Raw genomic sequence first — 16,014 nt, 5'->3', positions numbered from 1 at the left:
CCTGACCGAAAACGATTAGCGTAATGGAATGATATCACCTTGCCAACCCTGCGCTGTGCGCTGCCCCGTTAATAACAGCGAACCGCGGTCGGCGCGGACAATTAATTGCCCGTTTTCATCCCATAATGCGCTACTTCCTCGTGCATTGGCCATCAGTACGGCAATCGAGAATTGATGCGAGAAATGTTGTAACTGCGACGTGGAGGTCAGTAATTCCGGCTCACTGACGCTTTGACTGGTGGTAAACAGAGAAAACGCCGGATCCATATCGACACCTTCCGGTTGCTCATCGACCACGCTGATGGTTTTCAGGCCCTTACCAAGGCATGCGCCGTGGCTTTGATGAAACAGGCGCAGTGAGGTTATCCACGGTGCGAAGACGGCAATCCCTTTGACAAAACGGTTGTTATGCTCGACCGGAAGACCGGCAATGATCGTCATGCGGTGCGCGTGGGCGGCCTGAGAGAGCGGTTGTAGCAGACTGATATCCGGCGGCGCAGGCAGGCAATGTGATTCATCCATGCAACCGAGTAAGGAGAGGGCGGGAAACACCAACAGCTCGCACTGTTGTCGGGCTGCTGCGTCGATGAAATTCAGATGATGAGCGATATGTTCGCGAACCGATGTTTTTAGCGGTTCATACTGTGCAGCAGCGATTTTCCAGCGTGACATAATGACTTCCTTTTCATAGTGTCTACAATCATCCTTAAATCATAGAATAAGAATGCGCTTATACTGTAGCAGGCAATATGTAAGGATATGTAACTTCGTGCCGAAAAATTATTTGGGTTTAGGCTCATACGGCAAACGGGACAACGACACGGACGCCAGACGGTGGGCAATCAGACGCTCGCGAAACCAGTCGCGCAGATGTGCAGGCTGCTCACGTTCTACCACTTCGGCGACAACGGGCATATTGTAGCGCTCTTTAAACGCGACGCCGGCAGCGGCCAGATCAACGTTTACTTTGTCCATTTCAGCCTGTTCAAGCTGAGCCAGATTTTTGTGCATGGGCTTCTCCTTCGGTCTTGCGCGCAAAAGTTACTAAGAGTCGACCATAATGGCAAGCCACAATTGAAGATTGTCGACGCGAACATTATAGAAGGTTATCCTCTCAGGATAAGGCATTACAAAAGGGAATAGTTGATATGGTCTCTCCTGCACGTACTTTCCGCTATACGCTCCTTTTTCTGGCAGCCGTTCTGGCAACCCCGACCGTGTGGGCGCATGCGCATCTGACACACCAGTATCCGGCGGCGGATGCCGAGGTGACCGCCGCGCCGCAGGCGCTGACGCTCAGTTTTTCTGAAGGTATCGAACCCGGATTCAGCGGGGCGACGATTACCGGCCCAAAACAAGAGGGAATCAGAACCCGTCCGGCAAAGCGTAACGAACAGGATAAAAAACAGCTGATCGTCCCGCTTGATGAAACGCTGAAGCCGGGTCAGTACACGGTGAACTGGCACGTGGTGTCTGTCGATGGACACAAAACCAAAGGGCAGTACACCTTTAGCGTGAAATAAACATGCTGACGCTGACGTGGGTTGTTCTCCGCTTCATCCATTTTACCGCTCTGATGCTGGTGTTTGGCTCTGCGCTTTACGGCGCATGGCTCGCACCGGCATCGATCCGCCGTCTGATGAGTCGCCGCTTCTTACGCCTGCAACAACAGGCTGCATTGTGGAGCTTTTTAAGTGCGTTACTGATGCTGGCGGTCCAGGGCGGGCTTATGGGCTCTGGCTGGCAGGATGTTATCTCTGTGCCTGTCTGGGGCGCGGTATTGCAAACTCAGTTTGGCGGTGTGTGGCTCTGGCAGATCGTTCTGGCGCTGGTTACGCTGGTTGCCGCGCTGATTGTGCCGCGTGATTTAGCGCGACTCTTACTGCTCTTAACTCTCGCGCAGTTTGCCCTGTTGACGGGGGTTGGGCATGCCACACTGCACTCGGGGATTATTGGTGCGCTCCAGCAGACAAACCATGCGGTGCATCTGATTTGTGCCGCAACCTGGTTTGGAGGACTGCTACCGGTGATTTATTGCATGCAGATGGCGAAAGGACGCTGGCAGCAGCAGGCGGTTTATACCATGATGCGTTTTTCCCGCTATGGACATCTTGCCGTGGCGGGGGTATTACTCACCGGTATCGCCAATGTGCTGTTTATCCAGGGCTTTTCACTGCCGTGGCAGACCGCATGGGGGCAACTGCTTTTGCTAAAATGTGCACTCGTCCTGCTAATGGTGGCAATCGCACTGGCGAATCGGTATCTTCTCGTACCACGAATGCGGCAGGATAGTCGACGCATCAACCGGTATTTTATTTGGATGACGAAGATCGAATGGGGAATTGGCGCCGTCGTGCTGGCAATCGTCAGTGTGTTTGCGACGCTGGAACCGTTCTGAAGGACAGGCAAAATTCATGAAAAAAGTGATTCTCTCTTTGCTGCTTCTGACCAGTTCAGGGGTTGCGCTGGCGGCACCGCAGGTCATCACCGTGAGCCGTTTTGAAATCGGTAAAGATAAATGGGCGTTCAATCGTGAAGAGGTGATGCTGACCTGTCGGCCTGGACACGCGCTGTATGTGATTAACCCCAGCACGCTTGTACAGTATCCGTTGAACGATGTTGCACAAGAGCAGGTGGCAAGCGGCAAAACGAATGCGCAGCCCCTGTCGGTGATTCAGATTGACGATCCGGCAAAACCGGGTGAAAAAATGAGCCTGGCACCGTTTATCGAACGAGCGGAAAAACTCTGTTAGTTACCAAAAGTATCTTTCTGATTTCCAATAAAAAACCGCAAGCCTTCTGTAAAGTGTCTTGCGGTTTTTATATTTCAGCCAGTGATCATCGCCGTTTTTTTCCAGCCGCGTAAGCCGTGGACTGGAAAACCTGGCGTCGTCATCTATTCTTAAAAGGCAAGGCGACTTAGCCTGCATTAATGCCAACTTTTAGCGCACGGCTCTCTCCCAAGAGCCATTTCCCTGGACCGAATACAGGAATCGTATTCGGTCTCTTTTTATCTGTAGAACGGGTGCTTTTCCTGAGCCTAATGGCGTTTCGCACTGACCATTCTGAGTAAACCATACCCACACCCGGGCATAAACGTCCAGCGTTTTTTGCTGCTATTGTTAAATTTGTGTTAGGGCGTGACTGAGGACAAAACGCTCATGAAACAGCCTGAAAAAAGCTACCAAATGATCGAGGGGGCGCAGTGGCGGCACATCTGGGTGGTCGGGGATATCCACGGCTGTTTTGCGCTGCTGATGGCAAAGTTGCGGGCCTGTCGCTTTGATCCCTGGCAGGATTTACTGGTCTCTGTGGGCGATCTCATCGATCGCGGCCCTGACAGTTTGCGCTGCCTGCAGTTGCTGCATAAGCGCTGGATGGTGGCAGTCAGAGGGAACCATGAGCAGATGGCGATAGATGCTTTGCGCACGTCACAGTGGTCGTTGTGGACGATGAATGGCGGTGGCTGGTTTACGGCGTTGCCTGAGCAGAAACGGCATCAGGCAACGCTTGCACTGGAATATTGCCAGCATCTGCCGTGGATCCTGGAGCTGCATTGCCACGAGGTGACCCATGTGGTCGCCCACGCCGATTACCCGGAAGACGTTTATCAGTGGCAAAAGCCAGTTAACCTTACGGAGGTGTTGTGGCGACGCGCGCGACTGAGTGCGCATCTTGCGGGAGAAGGGAGCGCTATCAACGGCGCTGACCATTTCTGGTTTGGTCATACACCGCTGCGTCAACGCGTTGACAGCGACAATCTGCACTACATCGACACGGGAGCGGTATTCGGCGGCGAGTTAACGCTGGTACAACTACAGTGATTAAAAGTCGCTGTATTGCCGGGCGGGCGCCCAGAATCCATCGATAAAATCCTCAACCGGAAAACAGCCGCCCTGACGAATCCGTTGATCGTCCATATAATACAGGCACTGCCGCTCTGTATCGTAAACATCCACTACGATATCTTCGCAACCGCCATCCAGATAACAGACAAACAGAACCAGTGCGAACATCCTTTCCTCATTTTGTACAACCGTAACAAAAGTGTAGGAGGAATTAACGCAAGCGGGAAGGGGGAAATAAATAACCCGCCGGCAGACGGGTTCTTTTTGAATCAGGCAAGACGCATGATCCAGGCATCAGACTTACGATCGTAATGGTTGCGGAAGAGGACCGAATGTTCTCCGTTGAGAAGGGCTGGAATGCTGGTCTCATCGTCCCAGGCATCCAGTTGCATGCATAAATCCGGATCAGATTTACACGGAATGGTTAATGTTCGGTCTCCCGGCGACTCGCCGTGCAACTCGGCATCGTCAATTTCAAAGGCGCCAATGCGCACACTGGTTTTCATCATCGTGCTCTCCGTTGATTCGCTGATTGTGGTACGACCAGTTAGGTCGTCCATTTTTCAGCGTAGTCAACGCAGGCAAAAGCGCCAGTCAAAAAATGCGCAAATTTTCTGATTTCAGACGTTACCGGTAAACAGTTTGCCATCACGGACCAGTTCACGCGGGTAACTGTTTTTCAGTCGTGAGCCGATCCGTTTGGCAAGGCCAATCGGCTGATGCTGGAAGGTTACCAGCACATCGTCAGTGGCGGGGGCGGTCTGTGGGTAAACATCGCGACCGCGATACCACTCTTCAGCTTGCTGGTGAGACAGTTCAAACGCACAGCGATGATTGACATCAGCCAGCGCGATGACCGCTTCGTGCTGCCAGCGATAACCTTTGTTATGCGTTTCTGCCAGCTTAATGCCGAGGCGGGAGAAACGGACTTTGCCGATCAACGGTTCAATCTCCGTCGGGAAAAGCCAGACCTCTTTATCACGCTGCCAGAGGTGCAGGTTTTCACCCCAGTGCAGACCGAGGGCATTAGCTGCCTGGGTCAGATTCGCGGCTTCGCGACCTTTGACGGGGGTAAAGGGGAAATTGCCCACTTTGTACTTCGGTGTCGGCAGTGCGGGAATGGATGCCGTTTTACGCAGGCGGGCGACGAAGAATCCTTCGCAGTCATAAATCTGCGGGAACACATGCAGGAAACCTTCTGCCGTCAGCGCCTGATTCGCCTCAGGAAAAAGATCGCCCAACGGTAAAAATTCTACCGCCTCGGGCCAGGCCTCCTTCAGCCAGGCCAGCACCGATTCGTTTTCTTCACGATTCAACGTACAGGTTGAATAGACCAGCGTACCGCCAGGGCGCAGGGCGTGAAACGCACTTTCGATCAGTTCGCGCTGGGTTGCGGCAATCTCAAGATTGCTCTCAACGGACCAGTTTTTTAACGCATCCGGATCCTTACGCACCACACCTTCACCCGAGCAGGGAGCATCAAGCAAAATCGCGTCGAACATTTCCGGCAGCGCCGCACCGAATACGCGGCCGTCAAAATGGGTCAGCGCCACGTTATTGATCCCACAGCGACTGATATTGGCATGCAGCACTTTCACCCGACTGGCAGAGTATTCGTTCGCGAGGATCGCGCCCTGATTACCCATGCGCGCAGCGATTTGCGTGGTTTTTGAGCCCGGCGCGGCGGCAACGTCCATCACGCGGCTCGGTGAATTATCGTCGGCAAACAGGGCGGCAACCGGCAGCATGGAACTGGCTTCCTGAATATAAAACAGGCCGCTCAGATGCTCGGCGGTACTGCCGAGCGGCAGCGTATCTTCATCATCGCGCTCAATCCAGAAACCTTCTTCGCACCAGGGAACGGGCGTCAACGACCAACCATACGGGGCGGTTAAGGTGAGAAAATCGGCCACCGAAATCTTAAGCGTATTAACGCGGATGCTGCGGCGTAACGGGCGCTGGCAGGCGGCGAGAAAATCGTCAAAAGAGAGGTGCGCAGGCATCGCATCGCGCATTTGCGTCAAAAAGGCGTCAGGAAAATAAACAGCGTGTTGAGTCACGGGGGAGTACCACCGGCAGAAAAACAAGCGCGCAGTGTAGCATAAAGGCTCCGGCGCGAGCACGCCGGAGCCTGATATTAACGTGGCAGCGCGGTGCCCCATTCACGCCACTCTTTCGGTTCACTTTCCAGCAGCAGGAAGTGTTTGCCCGCCTGCGCTTTCGGCGCCAGCGGAGTGCCAGGCGGCGTGGCGAAGGCAATGCCGCCGCGAATGAACTGATTAAAGGTACCGGTCTTCACCACGCCGCCAGTCAGGCCGAAGTCCAGACTGTATCCGGACGCCAGCCAGAAGACGGAGTTGTTGCGGACCAGGTGCTGGTAGCGTTGACTGATGCGCAAGGCGATCATCACGCGGTCAGACAGTGTGCCGAGCGTCATGCCGGTGACGGTACCCACTTCAATCCCGCGGAACAGGACCGGCGTACCGATCGCCAGTGAACCCGCTTCGGGGACTTCGAGCACAATACTCAGCCCGTCAAGGTAGCGTGAGTCGGTAATGGTCGCTTCCTGCAGTTCAAAGTCACGGCGCGGATTACCCCGACCCGGCTCGACGTTGATGTAGGGTTGCAGGATCGTGTCGAGATGTTCCACGCCAGCGGCCGAGATTTGCGGCGTAATCACGGAGAAGCGCGTCCCGCCACGGGCGAAGGTCTGCACATACTCCGGATACAATACCGCCTTTGCCTGTACCTCGTTGCGAGAGGTGAGCAGTTCAAGCGTCTGGATCTGTCCGATATCAATGCCGAGGTAGCGAATGGGCATCCCGGCCGCCAGTTTTCCGGCATCAAAGGCGTGCAGGGTAATCTGCCCGCCAACCGCACGTGCGGCGGTTTCGGAGGCATACAAAATGCGCTTATCGCCTTTGCGCTGACTGGCGCTGGCGCCGCTGAGGTTATCAAAGCTGATCGCCCCCTTCAGCGCACGCGACAGGGGAGAGGCCTGCACGGTCAGCCCACTGCCGTTGAGCTGGACCTTAGCCCCGCCTTCGGCCCAGAAGACGCTGTTGCTGGTCAGCAGGTTGCGGTACTCCGGTTTGATGTGCAGATCGATATCAAAGGCGTCGGCGCGCGGGCGCACGGTGATCACTTCGCCCACTTCAAATTTACGATACAGCACCACGGAACCGGCCTGCACGTCCGGCAATGTTTCCGCACGCAGGCTTAGGGTGGTGGTCGGCAGATCGCTCAGACTATTCTCTACCGCTTTTTCCAGGTTGGCATACAGCGGATAGCTGGACTTCATTTCCCCTTTGCTGCCTGGCAATATGCGAATACCGCCGCTGATCCATTCGCTGGCGCTGGCGCCGAGGAACTCAACGCCATCCAGACCCACTTTGACATCCACACGACTGTTGACCACGAATTTGCTGTCACCCTGGACCAGGTCACGATGTTGCGGATCGACCGCCACGGTAAACTCGACCCCTTTGCTGGTCAGCTTACGTTCGATTACCTGGCCCACCTGGACGCCGTGGAGGATCAGCGGTTGCCCCGCATCGATACCGTAGCTTTCGGGCGCGGTCAGGGTAAAGGTCAGGACGTCCGGTTCGTGGAGCAGCGCTTTTTCACCGGGGACAACCACAAACTCGCTGCGCGGTTCACCGGCGCCGGGCACCAGTTCAAAGGTTTTGCCCGTCAGCAACGAACTGATGTTAGCGTCACTTAGCGAGAGTTTGGGACTGCGCAGTTCAATGCGCGTGCCGTCGCGTAACAGCGTCACGACGCTAGGGTCAACGGTCATTTCGCCGGTGACTTTACCGCCAGGCTGTAAATTCAGTCTGGTGAGTTCACCCACTTCCAGCCCCTGATACATCAGCGGTGTGGCGTTCGCTTTCAGCCCTTCGCCGCTGGGCAGTTCGAGCTTGACAATGACGCCGCGCTGGCTGTGCGCCAGGTCGGCGTACAGGCCAAAGGTATCATCCTGATCCGCGACCTTTGAATCGTCCGGGGAATCAAAGGCGATGGCTCCGTTTACCAGGGCTGCCAGACTTTCCAGTTTGACCTTCGCACCGCTCAGGCTGATATCGGCGTTGACCCCTGACACATTCCAGAAGCGACTGCCTTTCTTCACCAGGTTGGTAAAGCGGCGTTCAACCAGCACGTCGATGGTGACGCCCTGTTTGTTCGGGTTAATGCTGTAATCATAAACTCTGCCGACCGGGATCTTACGGAAATAAACCAGCGAACCGCTGTTCAGCGATCCCAGATCGGGTGCATTGAGATGAATCATCAGATCGCCGTTATCCAGCCGATATTTCGGCTGGGTGTCGAGGGCGACGAAATGATCTTGCTCTTTACCTTTACCGGGCATCATGCCGATATAGTTGCCGCCAACCAGCGCATCGAGGCCAGAGACGCCCGCAAGCGACGCTTTAGGCGTCACCAGCCAGAACTGCGTGTCTTCGCGCAGGGCATCTTTCATGTCGGATTTAATGCTGACCCGCACCTCAATTTTGCGCAAATCCTTGCTCAGGCTGATGTCCTGAACCGTACCCACCTCAACACCCTGATAGCGAACAGGCGTGCGGCCCGGGACAATACCATCCGCAGACATGAAGTCGATGGTCACGGTATTACCGCGATCTTCATAGCTGTTCCATATCAGCCATCCCGCAATCATTAATGCAATCAGCGGGAGTAGCCAGAACGGTGAGATACGGCGTTTTGTTTTAATCTGCGCTTCAGTCTGCGAAGCGGGCGTTTCCTGACTCATGTGCATCCCAAAGTAAGCGGCTGTCCAGCCATTCCACTGCAAGAATAGTCAAAATGACCGCTGAGCCGAAATAAAACGCAGCCGGTCCCATAGTAAAAGCAAGAATCTGGTCGCGGTTAATCAGCGACATGGTTAACGCGATAACAAAAAGATCCAGCATCGACCAGCGACCGATCCACGTGACCAGACGCAAGAGTTGCATTCGCGTGCGTAAACCCTGTTCGCATTTGAACTGAATACTGAGCAGCAGGGTAAACATGACGATCACTTTAGTGAATGGCACCAGAATACTGGCGATAAAGACCACGGCGGCCACGGCGACATTGCTGTTCGCCAGCGACAGGATACCGGACATGATCGTATCTTCCTGTCGTCCGCCGTTCACGTAGATAACCGAGATAGGCATCAGGTTAGCAGGCAGCAGCAAAACAATCGATGCCAACAACGCCGCCCAGCATTTTTGGATGCTCTGGTTTCGGCGCTCGCGTAAGGGAATATGGCAGCGCGGGCAGCGACCACGCGGGTCCGGATAGCCGGTAAAATGGCAGCCGAGACAAACACGCAACTGCTCATCCGGACGCTTTGCCGGTCGCTGCGGATAAAAACGTTCCCACAGCTGTTCAATGTTCAGGTGCGACAGCGTCAGGATGCTCAGGACCACCAGTGCAATAAACGCGTAAAGCCCCACGCCAGGCTGCAAAAAGGCGTAATCCTGAACTTTGATCGACGCCACACCGATACCCACCAGATAGATGTCCAGCATCACCCACTCTTTAAGCCTTTCCAGCATCAGCAGCACCGGGCGTAAATTCATGCCGAGAATATTGCCGAACCACAGGTACGCAATCGAGGTGACGAGGATCAGCGGCGCGCCCGCGACGCAAAACAGCACCATCGCCGCGGTAATGGGATCGCCTTGCTTTGTCATCTGCCAGATCCCCTGCATCACGTTGGCATCAATGCGGATGCCCAGCAGATAGATGTGCAGCAGCGGCTCGCCCCAGGCGAAGGGCATCAGCAACAGCATGGTGACCGCCATCGCCCCCAGCCGCGTCAGCGACCAGTCGCGGCCATCACGAATTTTCGCCTGGCAGCGGGGACAGTATGCGCTCTGGTGAGAACGCATCTTCGGCAGACTAAACAGCAAATCGCACTGAGGGCAACGCTGATAGTGCGCACGAGGCAGTGCTTCGCTGATGGATCGGATCGCTATTTTTTTCGTCGGCGTGATCTGGGGTGTCTTGAGAGCCATGTATCGCGAATCAAAGTGTTAGATTTATGTAATCTTAACTCATGACGGGAATGATCTTGAGCATTAACGCATTTAATGCTTATTTTAATAGGCTGGCAGTATCAGAGTAAGACAACTAAGTGATTATATAATGAACAAGACAGAGCTATACGCGGATCTGAACCGCGATTTTCAGGCATTAATGGCAGGAGAGACCAGTTTTCTGGCCACGCTGGCGAACACCAGCGCACTGTTGTACGAACGTCTTTCGCAAGTGAACTGGGCGGGGTTTTACCTGCTTGAGGGCGATATGCTGGTATTAGGTCCGTTTCAGGGCAAAATTGCCTGCGTACGGATCCCGGTGGGTCGCGGCGTGTGCGGCGCAGCCGTTGCCCACAACCAGGTGCAGCGGATTGACGACGTTCACGCCTTTGATGGCCACATCGCCTGCGATGCGGCCAGTAATGCGGAAATTGTCCTGCCATTAACCGTCAATGGTCATATTATTGGCGTGCTGGACATCGACAGTACGGCGTTTGGGCGCTTCACCGCTGAGGATGAAGAGGGGCTTCGCCGGCTCGTTGCGCAGCTTGAAACCGTGCTTGCAATGACGGATTACAAAAAATTCTTTGCGAGCGTCGCAGGATAATCAACGGATAACGTAGCAATTACTGATGGCGTCATTATAATGACGCCTGTTCATGCCTGCTGCTTGTTGGCTACGTCCGTTGTAATCAGGAAATTTCATGGAAAATCAACCTAAGTTGAATAGCAGTAAAGAAGTCATCGCGTTTTTGGCCGAGCGTTTTCCGCAGTGTTTTAGTGCGGAAGGCGAAGCGCGCCCACTGAAAATTGGCATATTTCAGGATCTGGTAGAGCGTATTGAGGGCGAAATGAACCTCAGCAAAACGCAACTTCGTTCCGCTTTACGTCTTTATACTTCAAGCTGGCGTTACCTGTACGGCGTTAAGCCGGGCGCAACGCGTGTCGATCTCGACGGCAACCCGTGCGGTGAGCTGGATGAGCAGCACGTTGAACATGCGCGTAAGCAGCTTGAAGAAGCGAAAGCTCGCGTTCAGGCGCAGCGTGCAGAACAGCAAGCGAAAAAACGCGAAGCTGCCGCCGCCGCGGGAGAAACCGAAGACGCGCCGCGTCGTGAACGTAAGCCGCGTCCCGCACCACGCCGCAAAGAAGCGACGGAGCGTAAACCGCGTGCTGAAAAACCAGCCGCGAAAGCGCCGCGCGCACCTCGTGAAGAGAAATTGACTCCGGTTTCGGATATTTCAGCGCTGAGCGTTGGACAGTCTCTGAAGGTGAAAGCGGGCAATGATGCGATGGATGCCACCGTATTAGAAATCACCAAAGATGGCGTCCGTGTACAGCTGAATTCGGGTATGTCTTTGATTGTACGCGCAGAACACCTGGTGTTCTGAAACGGAGGCCAGGCCTGGCATGAACACATTTTTTAGGCTTACCGCGTTAGCTGGCCTGCTTGCAATAGCAGGCCAGACCTTCGCAGTGGACGACATTACGCGTGCCGATCAGATTCCTGTTCTTAAGGAAGAGACACAGCACGCGACGGTGAGTGAACGCGTCACGTCGCGTTTTACGCGTTCTCACTACCGTCAGTTCGATCTCGATTCGGCCTTTTCCGCCAAAATTTTCGACCGCTATCTGAATTTACTCGACTACAGCCACAATGTGCTGTTGGCAGGGGATGTCGAACAGTTTGCGAAGAAGAAAGGGCAACTGGGTGACGAATTGCGTTCGGGTAAGCTCGACGTTTTTTACGATCTCTATAATCTGGCGCAAAAACGCCGCTTCGAGCGTTTTCAGTACGCACTGAAAGTGCTGGAACGTCCGATGGACTTCACCGGAACTGACACCTTCAATCTCGATCGCAGCAAAGCGCCCTGGCCAAAAGATGAGGCTGAGCTGAATGCGCTGTGGGACGGCAAGGTGAAGTTCGATGAGTTAAGTCTGAAACTGACCGGCAAGAACGATAAAGAAATTCGCGAGACGCTGACGCGTCGCTATAAATCCGCGATCCGTCGTCTGACGCAAACCAACAGTGAAGACGTCTTCTCACTGGCGATGACCGCGTTTGCGCGCGAAATTGATCCGCATACCAACTATCTCTCGCCACGCAATACCGAGCAGTTTAATACCGAGATGAGCCTGTCCCTTGAAGGGATTGGCGCCGTGCTGCAAATGGACGATGACTATACGGTCATTAATTCCATGGTGGCTGGCGGTCCGGCGGCGAAGAGCAAGGCGATTAGCGTCGGCGATCGCATTGTCGGCGTGGGTCAGACCGGTAAGAGCATGGTCGATGTGATCGGCTGGCGTCTGGATGACGTTGTGGCACTTATCAAAGGGCCAAAAGGCAGCAAGGTTCGTCTTGAAGTTCTGCCGGCCGGCAAAGGCACAAAAACCCGTATTGTCACATTGACGCGTGAACGTATCCGTCTGGAAGACCGCGCCGTTAAAATGTCTGTGAAGACGGTAGGTAAAGAGAAAGTCGGCGTACTGGATATTCCGGGCTTCTACGTTGGCCTGACTGACGATGTCAAAGTTCAGCTGCAGAAACTGGAAAAACAGAACGTCAGCAGCATCGTCATCGATCTGAGAACTAACGGCGGCGGGGCGCTGACGGAGGCAGTTTCGCTGTCCGGTCTGTTTATTCCTTCCGGTCCGGTGGTTCAGGTTCGTGACAACAACGGTAAAGTCCGTGAGGACAGCGATACCGATGGCGTTGTTTATTACAAAGGCCCGCTGGTGGTACTGGTCGATCGCTTCAGCGCGTCGGCATCGGAAATTTTCGCCGCGGCCATGCAGGATTACGGTCGTGCGCTGATCGTCGGTGAGCCGACCTTCGGTAAAGGTACCGTGCAGCAGTATCGTTCGCTGAACCGTATTTACGATCAGATGCTGCGTCCAGAATGGCCCGCACTGGGTTCCGTTCAGTACACGATCCAGAAGTTCTATCGTGTGAATGGCGGCAGTACTCAGCGTAAAGGCGTCACGCCGGATATCATCATGCCGACGGGGAATGAAGAGACCGAAACCGGTGAGAAGTTTGAAGATAATGCGTTACCGTGGGATAGCATTGATGCCGCAACGTATGTGAAATCAGACGATCTGACGCCGTTCGGCCCTGAATTACTCAAAGATCACAATGCGCGTATCGCGCAGGATCCTGAGTTCCAGTACATCATGAAGGATATCGCCCGTTTCAATGCGATGAAGGACAAACGCAACATCGCGTCTCTGAATTACGCACAGCGTGAAAAAGAGAATAATGAAGATGATGCGCTGCGTCTGGCGCGAATCAATGACCGGTTTAAACGTGAAGGTAAACCGGTTCTGAAGAAACTGGACGACCTGCCAAAAGATTACCAGGAACCGGATCCGTATCTTGATGAAACGGTGAAGATTGCGCTGGATCTGGCGACGCTCGAGAAAGCGAAGCCCGCGGAACAACCTACCGCGACGAAGTAACCTCAGACAGGCACAAGAAATTGTGCCTGTTTTTTTTAACAAGCGCATGAAGTCGTCAGCCTGATACAGAAAAATGTAAAGTTGTGTCTTTCTGGTGACTTACCGGGCATTGATGCTTGAAAATAGCGGTACGACCCATACGATGTGGGTAATCGCATAGTGCGTTTTGTTAAGTTGAGGTTAAAAGAAGATTATGATGCGAATCGCGCTTTTCCTGTTGACGAACCTGGCCGTCATGGTCGTTTTCGGGCTGGTGCTGAGCCTGACAGGGATTCAGTCGAGCAGCGTTCAGGGCCTGATGATTATGGCGCTGCTGTTCGGTTTTGGTGGTTCCTTCGTTTCACTGCTGATGTCCAAATGGATGGCGTTACGCTCCGTCGGTGGGGAAGTGATCGAGCAACCACGTAACGAAAGAGAGCGCTGGTTGATGAATACGGTCGCCACGCAGGCGCGTCAGGCCGGTATCGCCATGCCGCAGGTCGCTATCTACCATGCGCCGGACATTAACGCGTTTGCCACCGGGGCGCGCCGTGATGCCTCCCTGGTTGCGGTCAGTACCGGTCTGCTGCAAAACATGAGCCCGGATGAAGCTGAAGCCGTTATTGCTCACGAAATTAGCCATATCGCGAACGGTGACATGGTTACCATGACGCTGATTCAGGGGGTTGTGAACACCTTTGTTATCTTCATCTCGCGTATTCTGGCGCAGATCGCCGCCGGTTTTCTCGGTGGTAACCGTGATGAAGGCGAAGGCAGCAATGGCAACCCAATGATCTACTTTGCGGTCGCAATGGTACTGGAACTGGTCTTCGGTATTCTGGCGAGCATCATTACCATGTGGTTCTCTCGTCACCGTGAATTCCACGCCGATGCGGGGTCCGCTAAACTGGTCGGTCGTGAAAAGATGATTGCCGCGCTGCAGCGTCTGAAAACCAGCTACGAACCGCAAGAAGCATCCAGCATGATGGCCTTCTGCATCAATGGTAAAGGTAAATCGCTGAGCGAACTGTTTATGACTCACCCGCCGCTGGATAAACGTATCGAAGCGCTGCGCAGTGGGGAATACCTGAAGTAAGCCTGTCGGAAAGAAGAGAAAGCGCGTCCATGGACGCGCTTTTTTTACGCCTGCGCCCGGGGCTGTGTGATGCGCAGACCGCTCACCACCGCTGCAATGGTCGCCAGAATCCCTGCCATCAGCAGAGAAACATGCGTGCCGTTATCCCCGAACTGGTTCAACAGCAGCGCGACCAGCGCCGCGCCTGAACTTTGTCCCAACAGACGGGCGGTTCCCAGCATGCCGCTGGCGCCGCCGCTGCGTTCACGAGGCGCTGAGGTGATGATCGTGTGGTTATTGGGCGACTGAAATAAACCAAACCCGGCGCCGCAGAGAATCATCGGCCAGATGATATTCAGATCGGACGGCACGGCAGGAAGTAACACCAGGGCAAACAGGCCACTTGCCATCACCAGCAGGCCCAGTGCGCCCAGCAAACCGGCATGGACGCGTTCAATCAGATACCCGGCCAGCGGCGCCATGACCATTGTTGCCAGCGGCCAGGGGGTAAGCAGCAAACCGGTTTCCACTTCACTGCGTCCCAGTACCGTTTGCAGATAGAAGGGCAGAGAGACCATCGCCAGCATCTGCGCGCAAAAAGAGCAGATTGAGGTACCTATCGACAGTGAAAAAAGAGGAATACGCAGCAGGTCGACCGGCAATAACGGCACCGGTAATGAAAGCTGACGGCGGATAAAGAAATAGCCAACCACCATCATCGCCGCCACTTCGGCACCGATCAGCGTCAGAGGCTGCCCCTGTGCAAAACCACTCAGTGCGGTGATCAACAGACCAAACGTCAGCGCATTCATCACGGCGCTGGGGATGTCAAAACGCGCTTTATTGCTGCGTGAGCCATTAGGCGGCAGAAAGCGCATTGCCAGAATCAATGCAATAATCCCTAACGGCACATTGATCAGAAACAGCCATTTCCAGGAGGCAATTGAGAGGATGGCGGCCGCGATGGTTGGACCTGCGGCCGCGGAGACGGCGACGATAAAGGAGTTAATGCCCATCCCGCGACCCAGATGGCGCTGAGGATAAATCAGACGAATCAACGCCGTGTTGACGCTCATTAGCGCCGCGCCGCCGAACCCCTGAACGACACGCGCCATCGTCAACATTTGTAGCGAGTCCGCGAGTGCGCAAAACAATGAGGCCAGCAGAAAAAACACCAGTCCGCATTTATAGATGCGTCGATAGCCAAACATATCGCCCAGAAATGACAGCGACAGTAACGAGACGACAATGGCGATCTGATAGGCGTTGACGACCCATATTGAGCTGGCGGCGGAGGCGTGTAAGTCAGTGGCTATGGTGGGGAGCGCCACATTGGCAATGGCGCCGTCCAGCACGGCCATCGAAATACCAATAACGATGGTTAAAATAGCACCATATCGCTGCGGAAGCGGCAGGCCGTCGGCCTGGGATTTATTCATGTGATTGATAGTTTCTGCGAAGAATATGATCAGGGTAGTGATTTTAGCATTGATATTCCGGCTTTATATCGCAGATTTGTAACGAAGTAAGCAAAGATGGATTGCGGGCGCCTGGCCATGAAATTATAATAAAAAATCGTTCTGATTTTTATAAAACACTCGTAATGAGG

General features: G+C 54.3%; 16 protein-coding genes. 8 read left to right on the top strand and 8 right to left on the bottom strand.

What is annotated here, in order from left to right; all coding sequences use genetic code 11:
• Positions 1 to 15: 15 nt before the first annotated feature.
• Positions 16 to 672 carry a carbon-nitrogen hydrolase family protein gene (locus AL479_RS23050; protein ID WP_061077806.1) on the bottom strand — a complete coding sequence of 219 codons (657 nt, stop codon included), beginning with the start codon at positions 670 to 672 and terminating at the stop codon, positions 16 to 18.
• A 108-nt stretch (positions 673 to 780) separates the two neighbouring features.
• Complete coding sequence (locus AL479_RS23045) at positions 781 to 1,011, bottom strand: DNA polymerase III subunit theta (protein WP_042318454.1); 231 nt, start codon at positions 1,009 to 1,011, stop codon at positions 781 to 783.
• 137 nt (positions 1,012 to 1,148) lie between these two features.
• Here AL479_RS23045 and yobA point away from each other — a divergent pair, with 137 nt between their 5' ends.
• The 4 genes from yobA (at position 1,149) to pphA (ending at position 3,824) form a co-directional block, all read left to right on the top strand.
• Entirely contained in the window at positions 1,149 to 1,523 is a 375-nt protein-coding gene (yobA, locus tag AL479_RS23040) for a CopC domain-containing protein YobA (RefSeq protein ID WP_061077805.1), read from the top strand.
• A gap of 2 nt (positions 1,524 to 1,525) precedes the next feature.
• Complete coding sequence (gene copD / locus AL479_RS23035) at positions 1,526 to 2,398, top strand: copper homeostasis membrane protein CopD (RefSeq protein WP_061077804.1); 873 nt, start codon at positions 1,526 to 1,528, stop codon at positions 2,396 to 2,398.
• Between the two features lie 16 nt (positions 2,399 to 2,414).
• Positions 2,415 to 2,753, top strand: a complete 339-nt coding sequence (locus AL479_RS23030; protein WP_061077803.1) for a YebY family protein — start codon at positions 2,415 to 2,417, stop codon at positions 2,751 to 2,753.
• Between the two features lie 408 nt (positions 2,754 to 3,161).
• A complete protein-coding gene (gene pphA, locus AL479_RS23025) occupies positions 3,162 to 3,824 on the top strand; it encodes a protein-serine/threonine phosphatase (protein WP_061077802.1) in 663 nt (220 codons plus the stop codon).
• On the opposite strand, the gene AL479_RS23020 is transcribed toward pphA, so the two are convergent.
• From AL479_RS23020 to yebS, 5 genes are all read right to left on the bottom strand, one after another.
• Positions 3,825 to 4,016: a YebW family protein gene (locus AL479_RS23020; RefSeq protein ID WP_061077801.1), complete on the bottom strand. Its 192-nt coding sequence runs from the start codon at positions 4,014 to 4,016 to the stop codon at positions 3,825 to 3,827.
• 101 nt (positions 4,017 to 4,117) lie between these two features.
• Entirely contained in the window at positions 4,118 to 4,354 is a 237-nt protein-coding gene (locus AL479_RS23015; RefSeq protein ID WP_167382411.1) for a YebV family protein, read from the bottom strand.
• Between the two features lie 114 nt (positions 4,355 to 4,468).
• A complete protein-coding gene (gene rsmF / locus AL479_RS23010; protein WP_061077800.1) occupies positions 4,469 to 5,908 on the bottom strand; it encodes a 16S rRNA (cytosine(1407)-C(5))-methyltransferase RsmF in 1,440 nt (479 codons plus the stop codon).
• Between the two features lie 77 nt (positions 5,909 to 5,985).
• Entirely contained in the window at positions 5,986 to 8,619 is a 2,634-nt protein-coding gene (locus AL479_RS23005; RefSeq protein ID WP_061077799.1) for a PqiB family protein, read from the bottom strand.
• Positions 8,588 to 9,871, bottom strand: a complete 1,284-nt coding sequence (yebS, locus tag AL479_RS23000) for a membrane integrity lipid transport subunit YebS (RefSeq protein ID WP_061077798.1) — start codon at positions 9,869 to 9,871, stop codon at positions 8,588 to 8,590. Before yebS ends, AL479_RS23005 begins: the two co-directional genes overlap by 32 nt.
• 130 nt (positions 9,872 to 10,001) lie before the next feature.
• Here yebS and AL479_RS22995 point away from each other — a divergent pair, with 130 nt between their 5' ends.
• The 4 genes from AL479_RS22995 to htpX all read left to right on the top strand — a co-directional run bounded on the left by AL479_RS22995 (position 10,002) and on the right by htpX (position 14,426).
• The gene (locus tag AL479_RS22995; RefSeq protein ID WP_061077797.1) at positions 10,002 to 10,499 is read left to right on the top strand and encodes a GAF domain-containing protein; all 498 of its coding nucleotides are present in this window, start codon (positions 10,002 to 10,004) and stop codon (positions 10,497 to 10,499) included.
• 97 nt (positions 10,500 to 10,596) lie between these two features.
• A complete protein-coding gene (gene proQ, locus AL479_RS22990) occupies positions 10,597 to 11,283 on the top strand; it encodes an RNA chaperone ProQ (protein ID WP_043000397.1) in 687 nt (228 codons plus the stop codon).
• Between the two features lie 19 nt (positions 11,284 to 11,302).
• A complete protein-coding gene (gene prc / locus AL479_RS22985) occupies positions 11,303 to 13,351 on the top strand; it encodes a carboxy terminal-processing peptidase (RefSeq protein ID WP_061077796.1) in 2,049 nt (682 codons plus the stop codon).
• Between the two features lie 193 nt (positions 13,352 to 13,544).
• A complete protein-coding gene (gene htpX / locus AL479_RS22980) occupies positions 13,545 to 14,426 on the top strand; it encodes a protease HtpX (protein WP_042318474.1) in 882 nt (293 codons plus the stop codon).
• A gap of 44 nt (positions 14,427 to 14,470) precedes the next feature.
• Here the strand turns inward: htpX and AL479_RS22975 are convergent, their stop codons facing one another.
• On the bottom strand, positions 14,471 to 15,844 hold the full coding sequence (locus tag AL479_RS22975; protein WP_061077795.1) for an MFS transporter: 1,374 nt from the start codon (positions 15,842 to 15,844) through the stop codon (positions 14,471 to 14,473).
• Positions 15,845 to 16,014: the final 170 nt, after the last annotated feature.

It is taken from the genome of Citrobacter amalonaticus (assembly GCF_001559075.2).
GTDB lineage: Bacteria > Pseudomonadota > Gammaproteobacteria > Enterobacterales > Enterobacteriaceae > Citrobacter_A > Citrobacter_A amalonaticus_F.
Note: the sequence above shows the minus strand (reverse complement) of the source record. Positions and strands in the feature narration are given on the sequence as shown.

What these genes read in the sequence shown, in the direction of transcription:
- yebS (WP_061077798.1), bottom strand. Translation starts at nt 9,871, where the DNA reads ATGGCTCTCAAGACACCCCAGATCACGCCGACGAAAAAAATAGCGATC.
- AL479_RS23005 (WP_061077799.1), bottom strand. Translation starts at nt 8,619, where the DNA reads ATGAGTCAGGAAACGCCCGCTTCGCAGACTGAAGCGCAGATTAAAACA.
- prc (WP_061077796.1), top strand. Translation starts at nt 11,303, where the DNA reads ATGAACACATTTTTTAGGCTTACCGCGTTAGCTGGCCTGCTTGCAATA.
- copD (WP_061077804.1), top strand. Translation starts at nt 1,526, where the DNA reads ATGCTGACGCTGACGTGGGTTGTTCTCCGCTTCATCCATTTTACCGCT.
- htpX (WP_042318474.1), top strand. Translation starts at nt 13,545, where the DNA reads ATGATGCGAATCGCGCTTTTCCTGTTGACGAACCTGGCCGTCATGGTC.
- AL479_RS22975 (WP_061077795.1), bottom strand. Translation starts at nt 15,844, where the DNA reads ATGAATAAATCCCAGGCCGACGGCCTGCCGCTTCCGCAGCGATATGGT.
- pphA (WP_061077802.1), top strand. Translation starts at nt 3,162, where the DNA reads ATGAAACAGCCTGAAAAAAGCTACCAAATGATCGAGGGGGCGCAGTGG.
- AL479_RS23015 (WP_167382411.1), bottom strand. Translation starts at nt 4,354, where the DNA reads ATGAAAACCAGTGTGCGCATTGGCGCCTTTGAAATTGACGATGCCGAG.
- AL479_RS23020 (WP_061077801.1), bottom strand. Translation starts at nt 4,016, where the DNA reads ATGTTCGCACTGGTTCTGTTTGTCTGTTATCTGGATGGCGGTTGCGAA.
- AL479_RS23050 (WP_061077806.1), bottom strand. Translation starts at nt 672, where the DNA reads ATGTCACGCTGGAAAATCGCTGCTGCACAGTATGAACCGCTAAAAACA.
- AL479_RS23030 (WP_061077803.1), top strand. Translation starts at nt 2,415, where the DNA reads ATGAAAAAAGTGATTCTCTCTTTGCTGCTTCTGACCAGTTCAGGGGTT.
- proQ (WP_043000397.1), top strand. Translation starts at nt 10,597, where the DNA reads ATGGAAAATCAACCTAAGTTGAATAGCAGTAAAGAAGTCATCGCGTTT.
- yobA (WP_061077805.1), top strand. Translation starts at nt 1,149, where the DNA reads ATGGTCTCTCCTGCACGTACTTTCCGCTATACGCTCCTTTTTCTGGCA.
- AL479_RS23045 (WP_042318454.1), bottom strand. Translation starts at nt 1,011, where the DNA reads ATGCACAAAAATCTGGCTCAGCTTGAACAGGCTGAAATGGACAAAGTA.
- AL479_RS22995 (WP_061077797.1), top strand. Translation starts at nt 10,002, where the DNA reads ATGAACAAGACAGAGCTATACGCGGATCTGAACCGCGATTTTCAGGCA.